8 protein-coding genes are annotated in these 18251 nt (G+C 67.9%); 5 read left to right on the forward strand and 3 right to left on the reverse strand.

All coding sequences use genetic code 11. The annotated features are described in order from the left end of the window. Positions 1 to 60: 60 nt before the first annotated feature. The 4 genes from DB354_RS02670 to DB354_RS02685 all read left to right on the forward strand — a co-directional run bounded on the left by DB354_RS02670 (position 61) and on the right by DB354_RS02685 (position 8537). Positions 61 to 3480 carry a PAS domain-containing protein gene (locus DB354_RS02670; protein ID WP_158277332.1) on the forward strand — a complete coding sequence of 1140 codons (3420 nt, stop codon included), beginning with the start codon at positions 61 to 63 and terminating at the stop codon, positions 3478 to 3480. A 123-nt stretch (positions 3481 to 3603) separates the two neighbouring features. After that, the gene (gene glgB, locus DB354_RS02675; protein WP_199226778.1) at positions 3604 to 5826 is read left to right on the forward strand and encodes a 1,4-alpha-glucan branching protein GlgB; all 2223 of its coding nucleotides are present in this window, start codon (positions 3604 to 3606) and stop codon (positions 5824 to 5826) included. 196 nt (positions 5827 to 6022) lie between these two features. After that, on the forward strand, positions 6023 to 6685 hold the full coding sequence (locus tag DB354_RS02680) for an energy transducer TonB (RefSeq protein WP_107833891.1): 663 nt from the start codon (positions 6023 to 6025) through the stop codon (positions 6683 to 6685). 277 nt (positions 6686 to 6962) lie between these two features. Then, positions 6963 to 8537, forward strand: a complete 1575-nt coding sequence (locus DB354_RS02685; protein WP_107833892.1) for a rhamnogalacturonan acetylesterase — start codon at positions 6963 to 6965, stop codon at positions 8535 to 8537. 482 nt (positions 8538 to 9019) lie between these two features. Here the strand turns inward: DB354_RS02685 and galB are convergent, their stop codons facing one another. Further along, entirely contained in the window at positions 9020 to 11701 is a 2682-nt protein-coding gene (gene galB / locus DB354_RS02690) for a beta-galactosidase GalB (RefSeq protein ID WP_107833893.1), read from the reverse strand. 111 nt (positions 11702 to 11812) lie between these two features. On the opposite strand from galB, the gene DB354_RS02695 reads away from it, so the two are divergent. Then, complete coding sequence (locus DB354_RS02695; RefSeq protein WP_107833894.1) at positions 11813 to 13162, forward strand: GH1 family beta-glucosidase; 1350 nt, start codon at positions 11813 to 11815, stop codon at positions 13160 to 13162. Between the two features lie 84 nt (positions 13163 to 13246). On the opposite strand, the gene DB354_RS02700 is transcribed toward DB354_RS02695, so the two are convergent. Both DB354_RS02700 and DB354_RS02705 read right to left on the reverse strand, forming a co-directional pair. After that, entirely contained in the window at positions 13247 to 14770 is a 1524-nt protein-coding gene (locus DB354_RS02700; RefSeq protein WP_107833895.1) for an MFS transporter, read from the reverse strand. Between the two features lie 158 nt (positions 14771 to 14928). Further along, positions 14929 to 18201 carry a family 78 glycoside hydrolase catalytic domain gene (locus DB354_RS02705; RefSeq protein WP_107833896.1) on the reverse strand — a complete coding sequence of 1091 codons (3273 nt, stop codon included), beginning with the start codon at positions 18199 to 18201 and terminating at the stop codon, positions 14929 to 14931. Positions 18202 to 18251: the final 50 nt, after the last annotated feature.

The raw sequence follows: 18251 nt of genomic DNA on the forward strand, positions 1-18251 counted from the left end.
GCGCGGGGATGTGCCGATGAAACGAGGACCTGGGCAGCGCCAATGCGCCGCCGTGTCCTGATGCCATTTGCTCGCTTAAGCTCCTTCCTGTCCGGACGGTGCCGGTTTGTCGCCGGTACCGGCATCGGCGCGGCCCTGGGCCTGGGGTGGTTGCTCGCGATTGCCACGCCGAGTTCCCCATCGACCCAGTTGGGCTTGGGGTTCTGCGCGGCGGTGGTGCTGGCCTGTGCCGTGTACTTTGTGGGCGGGCGGGCGGAGCGGCGGCGGCGGCGGCACGCGGCCCTGGTGCTCGACCGCATGCTGGACCATTCGGCGCAGGTCGTGATCTCCGTGGATGCGCACGGGCTGATCACTTCGTTCAGCGTCGGCGCCGTGCGGCTGTTCGGCTACACCGCCGAAGAGGTGATCGGCAAGGCCACGCTGCCGACGATCATCGACGCGGAGGAGCTCTTTCGCCGGGAGGAACAGGCCGGTGGGACGCTGACTCCCTTCCAGGTCATCCTGGGGGCGGCCCGGCAGGGCGAACAGTACGACGAACGGGAGTGGACGTGCCGGCGGGCGGACAACAGCCGGTTCGCAGCGCGGCTGGCGATCACCGGGCTCGATGAGGACGGCGGCTACTTGATCCACGTCACCGACCTTACCGCGACACGGCGGGCGGAGGCGGAGCGGCAGGAGGCCGGACTGCGGCTGACGAAGATCGCGGCACAGGTGCCCGGCATGGTGTTTCAGGTCCGGGAACTCCCCGACGGTCGCTGCTGCATGCTGTACGCGAGTGAAAGCGCGCAGGAACTCACGGGCCTGGATCCGGCGCAACTCGCCAACGATCTCTCGCCGCTCGTGAGCTGGGTGTATCCCGATGATCTCACGCGGGTGATCGAAACGATCCGGGCGGCGACCCAGGCGGGCGAGCGCTGGCAGTGTGAGTTTCGCGTGCGGGACCCGCATGGGAAACTGCGCTGGATGTGGGCCAACGCGACCGCCGACCGGCAGGGCGACGGCTCGCTCGTCCACTACGGGTTCATCGCCGACATCAGCGAGCGCGTGCTGGCGGAACAGGCGCACGAGGAGAACCGTTCCGTGCTGAAGAGCATTCTCTCGAGCGTTGATCTCGGCGTGTTCCTGGTCGACGTGCTGCCTGATGGCGTCTTCCGGTTCGTCGAGGTGAACCCCGCCTATGAACGCCTCACGGGCATGACCGGCGACGAATTGCGCGGGCACACGCCCGAGGAACTCGTGGGCGTGATCCCGAAGGAGATGGCGGCCTGCCTGCGGGCGAGTTTCCAACGCGGCGTCGAATCGCCCGGGCCCGTTGAATTTGAGGAGCCGTTCTTTGTCCGCGGGCGGCTGCTCTGGTGGCTGACGCGCCTGACGCCGCTGCGCGACAGCACCGGGCGGGTGATGCGTCTGGTCGGCCGTTCGCTCGACATCACCGACCGCAAGGCCGTGGAGCAGCGCGTGCAGTCGCTCACCGAGCGCCTCCAGCTCGCCACCGAGGCCGCGCAGGTCGGCATCTGGGATTACGACGTCGTGCAGAACAAGCTCGTGTGCGACGCGCGTCTGCTCGCGATCTATGGGTTGAGCGCGCCGGTGGAGGGAACCTTCGCGGCGTGGCGGGATCGGCTTCATCCCGACGACCGCGCGCGCGTCGAACGGGAGTACCGCGAGGCGATCGAAGGCCGGCGGCCCTACAACACTTCCTTCCGAATCATCCTGCCCAACGGCGGCGAGCGCGAGGTCACCGCCCGCGGCCATGTGCAGCGGAACCCGGCCGGCCGCGCCGTGCGCATGGTGGCGGCGCATCTGGACGTGACCGCCGAACGCCGGGCGCAGGCGGACATCGAGTTCGCCCGCGACCAGGCGGAGGATCTCAACCGGCAGCTTGGCGAGGCGCTCGAACGCGCCCACCGGCTGGCGCAGGACGCCTCGGCGGCCACGGTCGCGAAGTCGGAGTTCCTGGCGAACATGAGCCACGAGATCCGCACGCCGCTCAACGCCATCATCGGCATGAGCGGGCTGTTGCTCGAAACCGAGATGGGCAAGGACCAGCGCGAGTTCGCCGAGACGATCCGCTCCAGCGGCGATGGGCTGCTGGCCCTGATCAACGACATCCTCGACTACTCGAAGATCGAATCGGGCCGGCTCGAACTGGAGCAGCATCCGTTCGACCTGCGCGTCTGCGTGGAGTCGGCGATCGACGTGTTGTCCGGCCGCGCCACGGAAAAGGGGCTCGACCTCATCTACGCCATCGACGGAAGCGTGCCGGAGTCGGTCACCGGCGACGTAGTCCGCCTCCGCCAGGTGCTCGTAAACCTGCTGAGCAACGCGGTGAAGTTCACCTCCCGCGGGGAGGTCTTCGTGGCGGTGACAACGGTGCCGGCGCGCGATACCGGTCGCGTGCGGCTGCGGATTGCGGTGCACGATTCCGGCATCGGCATCCCGGCGGACCGCATGGACCGCCTGTTCAAGACCTTCAGCCAGGTGGATGCGTCCACGACGCGCCAATACGGTGGCAGCGGGCTGGGCCTCGCGATCAGCAAGCGGATCATCGACCTGATGCAGGGGCAGATCTGGGTCGAGAGCACCGCGGGGAAGGGGAGCACGTTCTGCTTTGAGATCGAGGTCGCGTCCGTGCTGGCCCCGACGAAGCCATTTGCCGCGGGCCGGGTCGAGGCGTTGACCGGCCGGCGGCTGCTGGTGATCGATGACAATGCGACGAGTTGCCGCGTGCTCTGCCAGCAGGCGGTCACGTGGGGCATGGTGCCGCGGGCGGTGAGCTCGGGAATCGAGGCCGCCGCCATCGCGCGGACCGAACAATTCGACGTGATGCTGATCGATCATCGGCTCGGCGAGGAGCATGGCGACAAGGTCGCCGAGGACTTGCGGCGTCTGCCCGGCCTGGCGGATGTGCCCATCGCATTGATGGCGGTGCCGGGACGTTCCCGTCCCGCACGGAATCCCGCGATCGCCACGACCCTGAGCAAACCCGTGAAGACGGCGGCGCTGTACGACGTGCTTTGCAGCCTGCTGCAGGGCCGGACCGTCGTCGGCAGCGAACGGAGTGCCGGCGCGGCCATCGCGGTGCCGCAGCGGCCACTGTCGATTCTCGTCGCCGAGGACAACCCGGTGAACCAGCGCGTCGCCATCCTCATGCTGCAGCGGCTGGGCTACCGCGCCGATGTCGCCGCCAACGGACGCGAGGCGGTCGCGGCGGCGATCCGGCAGCGATACGATCTCATCCTGATGGATGTGCAGATGCCGGAGATGGACGGGATCCAGGCAACCCGTGAGATCCTGGCGGTCCGGCGCGAGGGTCAGTCCCCGCGGATCGTGGCGATGACCGCCAACGCGTCGGTCGGTGACCGCGCGACCTGCCTGGGCGCGGGCATGAGCGACTTCCTGACCAAGCCCGTCCGGGCGGAGGACCTGCGGCGCGCGATCGAGGAGACCCCGAACCCGCAATTGGTGGCAGTCGCCTGAGGGGCGCCGCGCGGGCCGGTCGAGGTGTCGGCCCCGGACTTTGTCCCCACCCGGCTTTCAGAAGGCATTCGGCTAGACGAATCGGGCGAGTTGGGGCAGGTTACGCGCGCAAACCTCTTTCGCGTGCTCCTTTCCAAAGCTGATCTCACGTCCCTGCTGCAGGCGAAACACGCGTCCCCGCACTCGGTGCTCGGGATGCATCCGACGCGCCACGGGCGGTCGCCGGGGGTCGTGGCGCGGGCCTTCGTGAGTGGGGCGAGCGCGTGCGAGGTGATCGACGTCGACGCGCACCCCAAGAAGAAGTTCGCGATGACGCGGCTCGCGCCGGAGGGGCTGTTCGAGGTGTTCATTCCGAACCGGCCGGAGGTTTTCCGCTACCAGTTGCGGGCGAGCTATCCCAACGGGGAGTTCCGCCAGTTTTTCGATCCGTACTGCTTCCTTCCGACGCTCGGCGAGCAGGACCTTTACCTCTTTAACGAGGGTAACGAGCACCGCATCTACCAGAAGCTCGGCGCGCACGTGCGCGATCTCGGCGGGGTGCCGGGCGTGTCGTTCGCGGTGTGGGCGCCATCGGCCGCGCGGGTCTCGGTCGTCGGCAACTTCAACCATTGGGACGGCCGCTACCATCCGATGCGGTCGCTGGGCGCCTCGGGGGTATGGGAGCTGTTCATCCCCGGGCTCGCGGAGGGCGAACTCTACAAGTTTGAGATCCGCGACCAGCAGGGGCACGTCCGGCTGAAGACCGACCCGTATGGCACCGCGTTTGAGCCGCCGCCCAACAACGCCGCGATCGTCTGCAACACGCGCAAGTTCGAGTGGACGGATGCGGCGTGGCTGGAGCGGCGCCAGGGCCAGGCGGAGCAGCGCGACCGGCCGATCTCGATCTACGAGATCCATGTCGGCTCGTGGCGCCGGATCCCGGAGGACGCCGGACGGCCGCTGTCGTACCGGGAACTGGGCCCGCAGTTGGCCGATTACGCGCTCGAAATGGGCTTCACGCACATCGAGGTGCTGCCGCTGGCCGAGCATCCCTTCGAGGGCTCGTGGGGATATCAGGTGACTGGATTCTACGCGCCCACGCACCGCTACGGCACGCCCGACGATTTCGCGTGGTTCGTGAACTACCTGCACAGCCGCGGGCTGGGAGTGATCCTCGACTGGGTGCCGGCGCATTTCCCGCGCGACAGCTTCGCGCTGGCGGAGTTCGACGGGACGCACCTGTACGAGCATGCCGATCCGCGGCAGGGCGCGCACATGGACTGGGGCACGCTGATCTTCAACTACGGCCGCAACGAGGTGCGCTGCTTCCTCCTGGCGAACGCGCTCGCCTGGTGTGACCGGTACCACATCGACGGCCTGCGCGTGGATGCCGTGGCGTCGATGCTGTACCTCGACTACTCGCGCCAGGAAGGGCAGTGGGTGCCGAACAAGTTCGGCGGGCGCGAGAACCTGGAGGCGATCGACTTCCTCCGGCAGGTGAACGACCTCGTGCACCAGTACTATCCCGGTGTGCTGATGATCGCCGAGGAGAGCACCTCGTTCCCGGGCGTGAGCAAGCCGACGCGCGAGGGCGGGCTGGGCTTCGACTTCAAGTGGAACATGGGCTGGATGCACGACACCCTGCGCTACTTTGCGAAGGAGCCGATCGTGCGCCGCTTCCACCAGAACGACCTCACGTTCGCGATGCTCTACCAGTACGCGGAGAACTTCATCAGCGTGTTCTCGCACGATGAGGTGGTGCACGGGAAGGCGTCGCTGCTCTTCAAGATGGGCGCCTGGCACATCGCCGAGAAGGCGGCCAACCTGCGGGCGCTCTTTGCCCACATGTGGGCGTGGCCGGGCAAGAAGCTGCTCTTCATGGGCGGGGAGTTTGGGCAATCGAGTGAGTGGCGGCACGACGCGAGCCTCGACTGGCACCTGTGCCAGTACATGGACCACGAGGGCATCCGGCTCCTCGTGCGCGACATGAACAAACTCTACACGGCGGAGCCGGCTCTCGGCGCCTCCGACCTCAACCCGCGCGGCTTCCGCTGGCTCGCCTGCAACGACGCCGACGCGAACGTCATCGCCTACCTGCGGTGCGATCCCGACGAAAAATCGCTCCTGGCGGTCGTCGGGCATTTCGGCGGCGGCACCACGCGCGAAAACTATCGGATTGGCGTGCCGCGCCGTGGTTATTGGCGCGAGGTGATCAACTCGAACAGCGAATACTACGGCGGCACGGGCGTGGGCAATGGCGGTGGCCGCGCGACCGAGGACGTCGAACGCGACGGCTTCAGCCAGTCCCTCGCCCTGACGCTCCCCCCGCTTACGACCGTCGTGCTGAAGTGGACTGCGGAAGGCTGAAAGCTGAAAGACTGAAGGCTGCCGGCAGGGGTGGGATCGGGTATAGGGTTTCACCGGTGCGTCGGCGTGCGGGCGAACGCTGGTCCCAGCCAATCGCAGATCCCCCTTCATAAGCGGACGCGAAAGCGTCCGCTTCGTACTAAGATTTTTGGGACAGGCACGTTATATGGGGTGAACCTTCAACCCCATAAACATCATGGAACGCCATTTCGTACTCCCCGTTGCGATTGCCGCCGCCCTCCATGGCCTGCTGTTCGGTCTCCCCCGTGGTCCCGTGCCCGAGGCGACGCCACGTTCGACCGGACCAAAGCTTCCACCGTATGTGCTCCCGCTGACCGATCTGCCGCCGGTCGTGGACCGGTCGGGTGGGGCGGGTAAGGGGGAGTCGGACGTCAGCCGACTGCCGGAACGGCCGGTGCCGGATGCCACCGGGCCATGGGTCAAGCCGGTGGGCGTGGACCTGAACCCGCGCGTGTCGCCCGGACCGGTGGATCGGGTCCCGATCGAAGGCCTCGGGGATGGGACCGGCACGGGGATCGGCCCCGGACGCGGCTGGACAGGGATTGTGGGTACCGAGTCGCTGGATCGGACGCCGAATCCGCGGACGCGGATCCCGCCTGAGTATCCGCCGCTGGCGCGGCGTGATGGCCGGGAAGGCGAGGTGCACGTTGAGTTCGTGGTCGACGAGTCGGGGCGGGTGACGGAGGCGCGTGCGGTGCACACCAGCGACTCGGTCTTTAACGATGCGGCCGTCCGCGCCGTTTCGAAGTGGCGCTTCGAGCCCGGCACCGTGAACGGCGTCCCTGTCCGCTTCCGGATGGTGGTGCCGATGGTGTTCCGGCTGAATGGGGAAAAGTAAAAGTGAGAGTGAAAGTGAGAGTGAAAGTTGGCCGAACCGCGGCGATCTCTGAAGACAAGAGGCAGACGGAGAGCTGAACCGACGGGAGCGGTGAGCGAACCGGGGTTCGGGATCAACCGAACCGTGGTTTCCTCACTTTAACTTTCACTCTCACTTTCACTGGCCGCGCCACTTTCACTTCGTCCGGCGGCGGCCCGTCGTGGCCGCCGCCGGACGAGCCGATTTTGAGCCGGTTGCCTCCGTCGCGCGCGGGTGTTCCTGTGGCGGTCCCCTGCCTATGAAACGCTTTCTCCTCTTTGTCGTGGCGAGTGTCGCCGCCTGGGCGCAGACGCCCAATCTTGCGCCGGATCTCGCCTCGAACCCGGCCGCGGCCAAGCCGCAGCTCAACTCCGCGCTGCCGACGATCCACGTCGCGGGCGACTCGACCGCCGCGAAGGGCAAAGGCGAACAGCAGCAGGGCTGGGCGGCGGTGTTCGCGCCCTATTTCGATGCCACCAAGGTCAACGTGGTGAATCGCGCCCGGGGCGGACGCAGCGCGCGCACGTTCATCACCGAGGGGCTGTGGAACGAACTGCTGGCCGACGTGAAGGCGGGCGACCTCGTGCTGATCCAGTTCGGCCACAACGACGGCAGTCCGGTGAACTCGGGTCGGGCGCGCGGTTCTTTGCCGGGACTCGGCGAGGAGACCGAGGAGATCGAGAACATCAACACGAAGAAGCCCGAGACGGTGCACACGTACGGCTGGTACCTGCGGCGCATGATCGCCGACGTGCAGGCGAAGCAGGCCACGCCGATCGTGTTGTCGCTGACCGTCCGCAACCGCTGGGAGAACGGCCGGCTCGAACGCGGCTCGGGGCGGTATGGCGCGTGGGCGTTCGACGTGGCAAAGGCGGCGGTGGTCCCGTTCATTGATGTGACCAACGCCGTGGCCGACCAACTCGAGCCGATGGGCGAGCCCGCGGTGAAGGCGCTGTATCCGCAGGACCATACGCATTTCAACGCCAAGGGCGCGACCTTGCATGCCGAGGCGGTCGTGGCCGGGCTCAAGGGGCTGCGGCTGGCGCCGCTGGACAAGTGGCTGTCGCCGCAGGGGGCGGCGGTGGCGGCGGCGGACATGACCTGGCTGCGGTTGCCGCGGCCATGGAACCCGAAGGTGCCGTCGCTCTTCCTGGTCGGCGACTCGACCGTGCGCAATGGCCGCGGCGATGGCGCCGGCGGGCAGTGGGGCTGGGGCGACTACCTCGCGCCGTACTTTGACCCGGAGAAGATCAATACTGTGAACCGCGCGGTCGGCGGCACGGGCATCGAGACGTTTCGCCGGATCGGGCACTGGGACAACGCGCTCCGGCTGATGAAGGCCGGCGACTTCGTGCTGATCCAGTTTGGCCACAACGACAACCCGCCGCGCGGCCCGCTGCCGGGCCTGGGCGACGAGGAAGGCGACCGCGAGGATCCGAAGACGAAGGAGACGCGGCGGCTGCACACCTGGGGCTGGTACCTGCGCCAGTACATTGCCGAGGCGCGCGCGAAGGGAGTGACCCCGATCGTGTGCTCACTCGTGCCGCGCAAGACTTGGAAAGACGGACACATCGTCCGCAGCACCGACAGCTTTGCGGGGTGGGCGCGGCAGGTGGCAGAGGCGGAGAAGGTGCCGTTCCTCGATCTGAACAATCGGATCGCGGACCGCTACGACGAGCTGGGGCAGGAGAAGGTGAACGCGTTGTTTGCCGACCCGCACACGCACACGAGTCTGGCCGGCGCGCAGCTCAACGCCGAGGTGGTCGTCGAAGCGTTGAAGGCGCTGCCGGAGAATCCGCTGGCGCCGTATCTGCGAGCGGCGGTGGCGAAGTAGCCGGGTCGCGGACGCACGCGGCCAGTTCGCTGGCGGGGCGGTGTGGCGGGCGGATCTCCGCGCGTCGGGGCGGACCTCCGCGCGCGTCGGCGTCTTGCCGTGGTCGATCGGCTCCGGCGCGTCGGTGAGTTGCGGCGCTGGCGGTCCGCGACGCGCAGGGGACGATGCTAGGGTACGAGGGTTGCAATTGTTACGCGCTGATGGACAGCGAGTAATGGGATAATGTCCAGATACTCCTGAATAATGTCCGGATACTCGGGGATAATGTCCGGATACTCAGGGTGCCCGACGACCCACGATCGCGACGGACGGCGGAAGCGGGCGCGTGGGCGCGGGCATGAGGGGAGTGCGGGCGCGGAGCGGACAGAGCGGAGCGGACAGAGCGGAGGGCCGGCGGGAGCCGGCGCGAGAACGCCGGCTTGGTCCATCGAGAGAAAGAGGAAGAGGAAGAGAAAGAGTAAGACCGCCGGGCGCAGTGGCCCTCATTCCCTCATTCCCTGCGCGTCGGCGCGGACCGTCACGGTGGCGGGCAGGAGGCCCTCGGCGGTGGCGGTGACCGTGATCTCGCCGCCGGCGCCGGCACGCGGACGGACGATGGCGAGCACGCGTCCGTTGAAGGCCGAGTGTTGCGTGGCCTGGAAGGGCTCGAAAGTCGTGGCGTCACCGTTGTCGACGGCGACGACGTCCGCCGGACCCGTCACGGAGAACCGGACCACCGGGTTGGCGCGCGGCGCGAGGATGCCGGTGGCGTCGTTGACCGCGACCGAGACGAACACCAGGTCGGTGCCGTCGGCGCGGACGACGCTGCGATCGGCGGTCGCGTTGAGTTGCGCGGCGGCGCCGGCGGTCTTCTGGCCCGCGGTGGCCCAGACCTTGCCGGCGCGGTAGGCGACGGCCTTGAGCTCACCCGGCGCGTAGCGAAGGTCGTCCCAGCGAACCCGATACTCACCGGGAACGCGCGGCTTGCGGCCGAGGGACTGCCCGTTGAGGAACAGCTCGACCTCGTCGCCGTTGGTGTAGACGTGGACGGGCGTGACCTGGCCGACGCGCTCCGGCCAGGTCCAGTGCGGCAGCACGTGGGCGACGGGGTGATCGGGCCGCCAGCGGGCCTGGTAGAGGTAGAAGCGGTCCTTCGGAAAACCCGCGAGGTCGACGATGCCGAAATAGGAGCTGCGAGACGGCACGGGGATGGAGCCGAGCGCCTTGAGCTGGTCCATGGCGCGCGCCTTGTCGGCCGGATCCGAGAAGTTGAGGAGCACGTTGGAATCGCCGCCGTACGGGGTGGGTTCGCCGAGGTAATCGAAGCCCGTCCATACGAACTCGCCCGCGTAGCCGGGCGCGGCGTCAGCTGCCTTCCACTCGGTGTCGGGCGAGGTCGACCACGGCGGCGCGGAGAGGTCGTAGGAGCTGACCTGGAAGTTCACGCGCGAGGCCGGGTCGGTCTTGTTGTCGTTGACCGGGAAGAAGTACTCGCCGCGCGACGAGATGGTGGAGGCGGTCTCGGCGCCGAGGAGCGCCTGCGTGGGGTTGAGGCGGCGGAAGCGCGCGTACTCGTTGATGCGGTAGTTGTAGCCGACCGCGTCCAGAGTGGTCTGCATGCCATTGTAGCCGGCGGGTTCGCCGTTGAAGCCGCCGCTGATGGGACGCGTGCGATCCTCCTCACGGACGATGCCGGCGAGGCGGCGGGCGACCTTCCAACCCTCCTGGCCTTCCTCGCCCCACTGCTCGAGCACCTCGTTGCCGATGCTCCACATGAAAACGCTCGGGTGATTGCGGTCGCGGCGCACGAGCGCGCGCAGGTCCTGCTCGTGCCAGTCGGGGAACAGGCGGTGGTAGTCGCCGCGGTTCTTGCCCTTGATCCAGCAGTCGAACGCTTCGTCGAAAACGAGGAAGCCCATCCGATCGCAGAGCTCGAGCAGCTCGGGGGCGGGCGGGTTGTGGGAGGTGCGGATCGCGTTGCAGCCCATGTCGCGCAGGATCTCGAGCTGCCGCTCGAGCGCGCGGGTGTTGATGGCGGTGCCGAGGGCCCCGAGGTCGTGGTGATTGCACACGCCCTGAATGCGGACGAGCTGGCCGTTGACCAGGAGGCCGCGGCGGGCGTCGAACGCGATCGTGCGGATGCCGAACGGCGTTTCGTAAACATCGGTCGCGCGGCCGTCCTGCGCGAGCGTGGTGACCGCGACGTAGCGGGCCGGTGACGCCGGGCTCCAGAGCTTCGGGTGCGGGACGGTGAGCGTCTGCGCGGCGGAGGCCTGGCGTTGCGCGCCGACCTTGACGGGCAGGGCTTCGGCGCGGGCGACGGCGGCGCCGCGGCGGCCCTGTGCGTCGAGCTCGAACAGTTCGGTGGCGAGGGTGAGGTCGGCAGCGGCGTCGGTGGTGTTGTTGGTCAACGCGGTGACGACGACCGCGGCCTGCTCGGCGCTCACCTCCGGGGTGGTGACGACGGTGCCCCAGTGGGCGACGTGGATCGGGCCGGTCTTGGTGAGCCACACATTGCGATAGAGGCCGCCGCCGGGATACCAGCGGGACGACTCGGGAATGTTGTCGAGCCGGATGGCGAGGACGTTCTCGGCGCCGGGTTTGAGGTAGGGCGTCAGATCGAGGGCAAACGACGTGTAGCCGTAGGGCCAGCCGCCGACGAAATGGCCGTTGAGCCAGACCGCGGCGTAGGCCATGGCGCCGTCGATCTCGAGAGTCACGCGCCGGCCGGCGTCGGCGGCCGGGACGGTGAAGTGTTTCCGGTACCAGGCGATGCCCCACCACGGGAGTTTGCCCTGGTTGGCGTCGTACTCCTGCTTGAAGGGGCCCTCGATGCCCCAGTCGTGCGGGAGATCGAGCCGGCGCCAGGCGGTGTCGTCGTAGTTGGGCTTAACATACGTGACACCGCCGCCGATGTTGCCGGCCGGGCGCTGGGGCTTCGGGCCGGTGCCGCCCAGGAATTCGGCGCTGGAGGGCAGGAGCCAGTCGCGCAGCACGGTGTAGTCGAGCTGACCGGGCAACCAGTCGGGGTCGCCCTTGATGAACCGCCAGTCGGCGTTGAAGGAGATGCGCTCGCGCGGGGCGGAGTCGGAGGGGGAGGTGGTGGTGGCGGTGGCGTTGGCGCCAGCGAGGGGAGAGCCAAGCAGGCCGAGACCGACGAGGAGGAGGGGAAGGAGACGTTTCACGGCGGGGAAGGAGAGAGTGGGACGGAAAGCGTGCGGGCGGCAAGTTTCCCGCTAAATCAATGCCTTCCAGCTTGAGTTTAGCCGGGGGGACGCTGATTTGGGCGCACTATCATGCACCCAGCGAACAGCGTTTTTCCGGAGGATTTCACGTGGGGCGTCGCGACGGCCGCGCCGCAGATTGAAGGCGCCGCCTTCGAGGATGGCAAAGGCGAGTCCATCTGGGACCGCTTCAGCCGCATCCCGGGCCGGGTGCACGGTGGCGACACGCTGGATGTGGCATGCGATCATTATCACCGGTACCGCGAGGACTTCGCGCTGATGCGCTCGCTGGGCGTGCGCAACTACCGGCTGTCGCTCGCGTGGCCCCGGATCTTCCCCGACGGCGGGAAGCAGGTGAACCAGCGCGGGCTCGATTTCTACCGGCGGCTGTTCGACGCCATGCGCGAGAACGGCATCACGCCCTGGGTGACGATGTTTCACTGGGACCTGCCGCAGGCGCTCGAGGACCAGGGCGGCTGGGTGAGCCCGGTGACGGTCGACGCCTTTGCGCGCTACGCCGACACGATCGTGCAGGCGTTCCATGAACCTGTGAAACACTGGATCACGCTGAACGAGATCCGCTGCTTCACCTACCTGGCCTACGGTTTCGGCGGGAAGGCGCCGGGACGGAAGGTGAGCCCGCAGGAGCTGAACCAGACCTACCACCACGCGCTGCTCTGCCACGGTCACGGCGTGCGCGCGGTGCGCGAGCACGGCGGGGCGGGGGCGCAGGTCGGCCTGACAGACAACAGCGATGTGTGCATTCCGTTCACGGAAACGGCGGCCGACATCGCGGCGGCGCGTTCCTGGTACGAGACGCGCAACGCCCACATTCTCGGTGCGATGTACCGTGGCGGCTATTCGCCGGAGTACCTCGAGCGCTGCGGCGCCAACTATCCCCGCGTGGGCGCGGGCGATTTCAAGCTGATCAGCGCGCCGACCGACTTCCTGGGATTGAACCTGTACACCGGCACGTTCGTGCGCTCGGGCGCGGACGGGCGGCCCGAGGAGCTGCCGTTGCCCGTGAATTACCCGCGGGCGGACAGCACCTGGCTCAACCTCACGCCGCAGGTCATGTACTGGGGCACGCGCCTGCCGTGCGATGCTTACGGCGTGCGCTCGATCTACGTCACCGAGAACGGCTGTGGCTACAACGAGGAGAACGTGGTGAACGGCGAGGTGTTCGACCTGCACCGCCGCGACTACCTGCGCGGGCACCTGCGGGAGCTGCGGCGGGCGGTGGAGGACGGCGTGCCGGTCCACGGCTACTTCGTCTGGTCGTTGATGGACAATTACGAGTGGGAGGATGGCTACCAGCGGCGTTTCGGCATCGTGCACTGCGATTTCGCGACGCAGAAGCGCACGCCGAAGCTGTCGGCGAAGTACTACGCCCAAGTCATCGCGGCCAACGCGATCCTCTGACGTGAAAAGCAGGGGCGCCGCGGGGCGTCGCCCTCTGGAGCAGCCCAGCCGGCCGAGGTATCGGACCGGCGCGCGCGCGCCGGCTCAGACCGTGCCGCGCCGGGCCTCGAGCTCGCGGCGGATCTCCGCCATCCTGGCCTGCGTGAGCGGGAAACGGTAGAGCGCGATCAGCGCGATGACCAGGCCGGCCACGGGGATGGCGGCGAGCCAGAAGCGGATCATGAAGAGCGTGTGCGGCGTTTGCTGGGCGGCGGCATTGTCGAAGCCGATCCAGTCGAGGATGAACAGCGAGACGCCGGCGCCGATGGCCATGCCGACCTTGCCGATCCAGGAGATGCAGGCCTCGAACGCGCCTTCACGGCGTTTGCCGGTGCGCAGTTCGTCATAGTCGATGATGTCGGCGCGGATGGCGCCATCGAGGAGCCAGAAGCCCGCGCCGATGAAGGCGATCGTGCCCGAGGCGAATACCTGGAGCCACACGATCTTCGGCGTGTAGAGCCACCACGTGCAGATGAACACCACGATGGCGCTGCTCAGCACGGCCATGAGCGCGTGCCGCTTGCCGAGGCGGCGGGCGATGAACGTGAACACCGGGATGCCGAGGAAGCCGAGCACCATGCCGGAGACGCCCATCCAGAAGTTCCAGAAGTTGCCCATGGCCTTGTCGCCACAGCAGACCCAGTAGATCGTGGCGGTGAGGCCGAGCGTGCTGACCATGCTGAGGCCCATGTTGTAGGCGAGCTGGACCCCAATCTGAATCCGGAACGGCGGGCATTCCAGCGCCTGCTTCAAGGTAGTGATAAGGGAGATCTTCTCCTGCTTCTGGGTGACGACGACCTTGTCGTAGTACCGCTCGCGCATCACGAGAGTGCAGACGATGCCCGCGATGATCATGATGATGCCGCAGAGCACGAGGTACACCTGCGCACCGAGCAGGGTGTTGGGTGCGGTTCCGGCGGGCGCGGGACTCCACGCCGACAGACTGGTGAGCAACTGCTTCAGTCGCCCGCCGAGGTTCGACTGATCCGCGCCGACCCAGACGCTCATCGAGAAGAAGGTGCCGAAGTAGAACAGGCCGAGCTCGGGGATCTTCTTCACCGCGTTCTGGTAGGCGAAGACGCTCGTGCGCTCGTGGTAGTCGGGCGTGAGTTCATTCCCCAGGCTGCGGTAAGGCATGTTGAAGCAGCTGACCAGCGGCAGATAGATCGCCGACGAGAGCACCATGAACCAGAAGTAGAACGTCGGCGAATGGCCGGGGTTGACCGCGAGGAGGAACGGCAGGCCGGCTCCCGCCAGTATCCCGCCGAAGAGCATGAAGGGTCGGCGGCGGCCGAAACGAGTTCGGGTGTTGTCGGACCACCAGCCGAAGACCGGATCCGAGACGGCGTCGAAGAGCCGGTTCAGGATGATGACAATGCCGATGAGCGAACTGGAGACGTGAAAAGCCAGGCCGAAAATCTGGAAGGCGATCGTCGGGTAGAGCCAATGCCCCCACATGTCCATGAACATGCCGAGGCCGTAGCCCAGCTTGCGCGGGATGGGGACGCGATCTTCGGGGCGGGTGAGGTTGGCCGCGGATGCGGGGGAGGCTTGGGGGACGGAGGCCATGCGAGGGGTGATTTAGCGGTAAACAGCGGTTTTGGAGCTGTCAACTCGCCGTACAAATCCCACGCCCGACGCGGGGCAAACCGCGTCGGTTGAAAGCCACTACGCCATTTTCCTGCCCGCCGTGCGGGCGGCGGTGAAGATGCCGCCGCCCGCCCTGATCAGTTGGGCCCCGCGGGAGCCGTGTAGCGGGAGGTAAACTCGTAGCTGCCCGAAACGACCTGAAAAACCGCCGCGTCAGCTTCCTTGTGATCGAGCTTCACTCCGGGCGCCTGGATCGCGGGGCGTCCACCTTCCTGCACCGCGGCGGTGTCGGTCGCGGGGACGCGCACCGTCGCCGTCGTGTTGGCGGGAATCTGGACGCGCAACGTCAGCGTGCCCTGGTCGAGCCGCCAGCTGCTCTGAATGCGGCCGGTGGGCGCGTCGTAGTGCCCGCTGGCATGCGTGAGCGTGCCGCCGGGATACGGGGCGATCTGGATCCGGCGGAAGCCCGGACCGTCCGTGTTGATGCCGAGCACGGTGCGATACAGGTACTCGGCCACCGCGCCGAATGCGTAGTGATTGAAGGAGTTCATATCGATCGTCTGGAACCCGCGGTCGGGCGTCCAGCCGTCCCACCGTTCCCACATGGTCGTCGCGCCGAGCGTCACCTGGAACAGCCAGGAGGGATACGTCCGTGTCTGCAGCAGGCGATACGCGACATCGTTGCGGCCGGCCTCGTGCAGCGCCGGGAGAAGGCGAGGCGTGCCAATGAAGCCGGTGGCAAGGTGCCAGTCCTGCTTCCGGATCTCATCCACAAACCGGGTGGCGGCGGCGGCCCGCTGCGCGTCGGGGATCAGGCCCATGGTGAACGCGAGTGCGAAGCCGGTCTGGCTGCTCTCCAGGATGCTGCCGTCGGGCTGGAGGAATGCCTGGCGCCACGCGGCGGTGACCTGCGCCTGCTCGGCTGCGTACTTCTTGGCTTCGTCCGGGCGGCCGATCGCCGTGGCGAGCTCAGACATGAGGCCGCACAGATGAGCGTAATACGCGGTGTCCATGACCTCGCGTTTGGCACCGCCGCCGAGGTTCAGCCAATCGCCGTAGCCGCCGATGCTCACCACGCCGTGCCGCGCCTGGCTGCGCAGGCCGGCAAGGTAGCGACCGAGCCGGTCGAAGTGGCGCTCGATCACGCGGGTGTCCCCATACACCTGCCAGAGCGCGTGCGTGCAGATGATGGCGGCGTCGCCCCAGGCCGTGATGAACTGCGGGCCGGCATCAATGCCGGGCGCCACGCGGGGGAATGCGCCGTTCTCGCCTTGCGAATCGGTGATCAGCGTCGTCAGCCAGCGCTCGATCATGTCCTGGGCGTCGAAGTTGTAGAGCCCGGTCCGGACGAAGAACTGCGTGTCGCCGGTCCAGCCGAGGCGTTCGTCGCGTTGCGGGCAGTCGGTCGGTGCCTCGAGGTAATTGCCCTTCTGGCCCCAGACGATGTTGCGGAAAAGCTGGTTCAGCAGCGGGTCCGAGCAGGTGAACTCGCCCGTCTGCGCCATCGGGTTGTGCACCACGACGCCGGTTGCCATCGCCACGCCGGGTTGCGCCGTGAGGCCGGTGATTTCGACGTAGCGGAAGCCGTGCACCGTGCCGAAGGGCTCGAGCGCCTCCTCGGCGTCACCCCGCAGCCAGTACGTGTCGACGGCCGCCGCGCCGCGGAGGTTCGAGGTGTAGATCGTGCCGTTGGGGTTGAGAAACTCGCTGTGCCGGAGCACGAGGCGCTGGCCGGCCTGGCCGCGGACCTTGAGCCGCACCCAGCCGACCATGTTCTGGCCGAAGTCGAACACGTAATGGCCGGGCACCGGTTCGGTGACTGCGATTGCCGGCAGCTCCTGCACGACCTGCACGGGTGCGAGGGTGGCGGCCTCGAGCGTGAAGCCGCGCGGCGAGGCATCCGCCAGTCCGGTGCGGACGTGCTTCCAGGCCGAGTCGTTGAAGGTCGGCTGCGTCCAGTCGGGCACGGTCAGCCGGGCATCGTACGCGTAGCCCAGATACAGGTCCGAGTGGCGCACGGGTCCAAACGCCGCGCGCCAGTGCCGGTCGGTCGCCACGACGGTCCGCGTGCCGTCGGCGTACTCGATCTCGAGCTGGGCGCGGAGGCGCGGCGTGCCGCCGTAGTAGCCGCGCCGGCCGGTGTAGGAGGCGACGCCCGCGAACCAGCCATCGCCGAGCAATGCGCCGAGGGCGTTGGCGCCCGGCCGCAGCTGGCTCGTGACGTCGTAGGTCTGGTAGTGCACGCGCCGGCGATACTCGGTCCAGCCGGGGGTGAGATAGTCGGAGCCGACCCGGGTGCCGTTGAGCTGCAGTTCGTAAACGCCGAGTGCGGTCGCGTACACGGTCGCGCGGCGCACCGGTTTCTCGATCTTGAAGGTCTTCCGCAGCATGGGCACGGGGGCGAGGGTGTGCAGCGCGTTCTGCGGTGTGCCCCACGGGCTGCGCCGGGGCTTCACGCTGTTGGCCTCGACCAGCAGGATGGCTGGCGCCCAGCTCGTCGCGTCGAAGCCCGGCCGGTCCCAACCGTCGGCCGGGGTCGGCGAAAACTGCCAGGAGGCATCGAGCGGATACCGCACCACCTCGCCGTTCGCGAACGTCAGCTCGACCTCGCCGAGCACGGCAGGCAGATAGCCGTCGTCCTGGGAGACGCGGACGCCGATCACGTTCTCGCCGGGCGTGAGACGATCCAGCAGCGAGAGCGGGACGGCCTGTTCCCAGCGGTTCACCTCGGCCAGGAGCTGGCCGTTGACGCTGATCGCGGCCCGCATGTCGGGCGTGAGCAGGACGGTCGCGCGCGTGACCGGCCGGTCCGCCGGCAGCACGAGACTGCGCCGGAAAGCGGCCGTCAGTGGCTCGGGACGGGAGCGCTGCTCGCCGGGAATGGTGATCCAGGCAGCCTGGCCGAGTCGGGCGCGCTGTTCATCGCTGACCGCGGTGCTGGCGGCAGGTGCGGGCGCCTCGAAACCGATCCACTCCGCCTGCCAATCGTCAGGACTGAGGAGCCCCACGGTCCACTGGCCGGGGGGGCTCCAGGTCGACGCCCGTCCGTCCTGGTCCCAAAGCCGCACCTTCCACCAGCACGCCGCGCGCGCGGCGAGCGGCCGGCCCTGGTAAATGATGTTCGTGGTCGCGGCGGACGCGACGCGGCCGGTGTCCCAGAGATCGCCTTCATCGCGGGCCAGCTTCTCCGCCGCGGAGGCGACGAGGATCTGATAGCCGGACTGGGCGAGGCCGCGCCCATCGGACCGTGTCTCGAGCTTCCAGTTCAGCCGCGGCTTGGTCTCACCAATGCCGAGTGGGTTGACGCGGTGCTCGCACCGCAACTCGCGCGGTTGGAGGCTGGATTCGACGGCCGGAGCGGCGGACGCCGTCAATGCGACGCCAGCCAAGATGAAGAGCAGGTGCTTCATAGGGGAGTGCCAGATGCTGGTGACACTCCGCCCGTCTGGGAAGCTGGGTG

Origin of the sequence: Opitutus sp. ER46 (assembly GCF_003054705.1) — a bacterium.
Lineage (GTDB): Bacteria > Verrucomicrobiota > Verrucomicrobiia > Opitutales > Opitutaceae > ER46.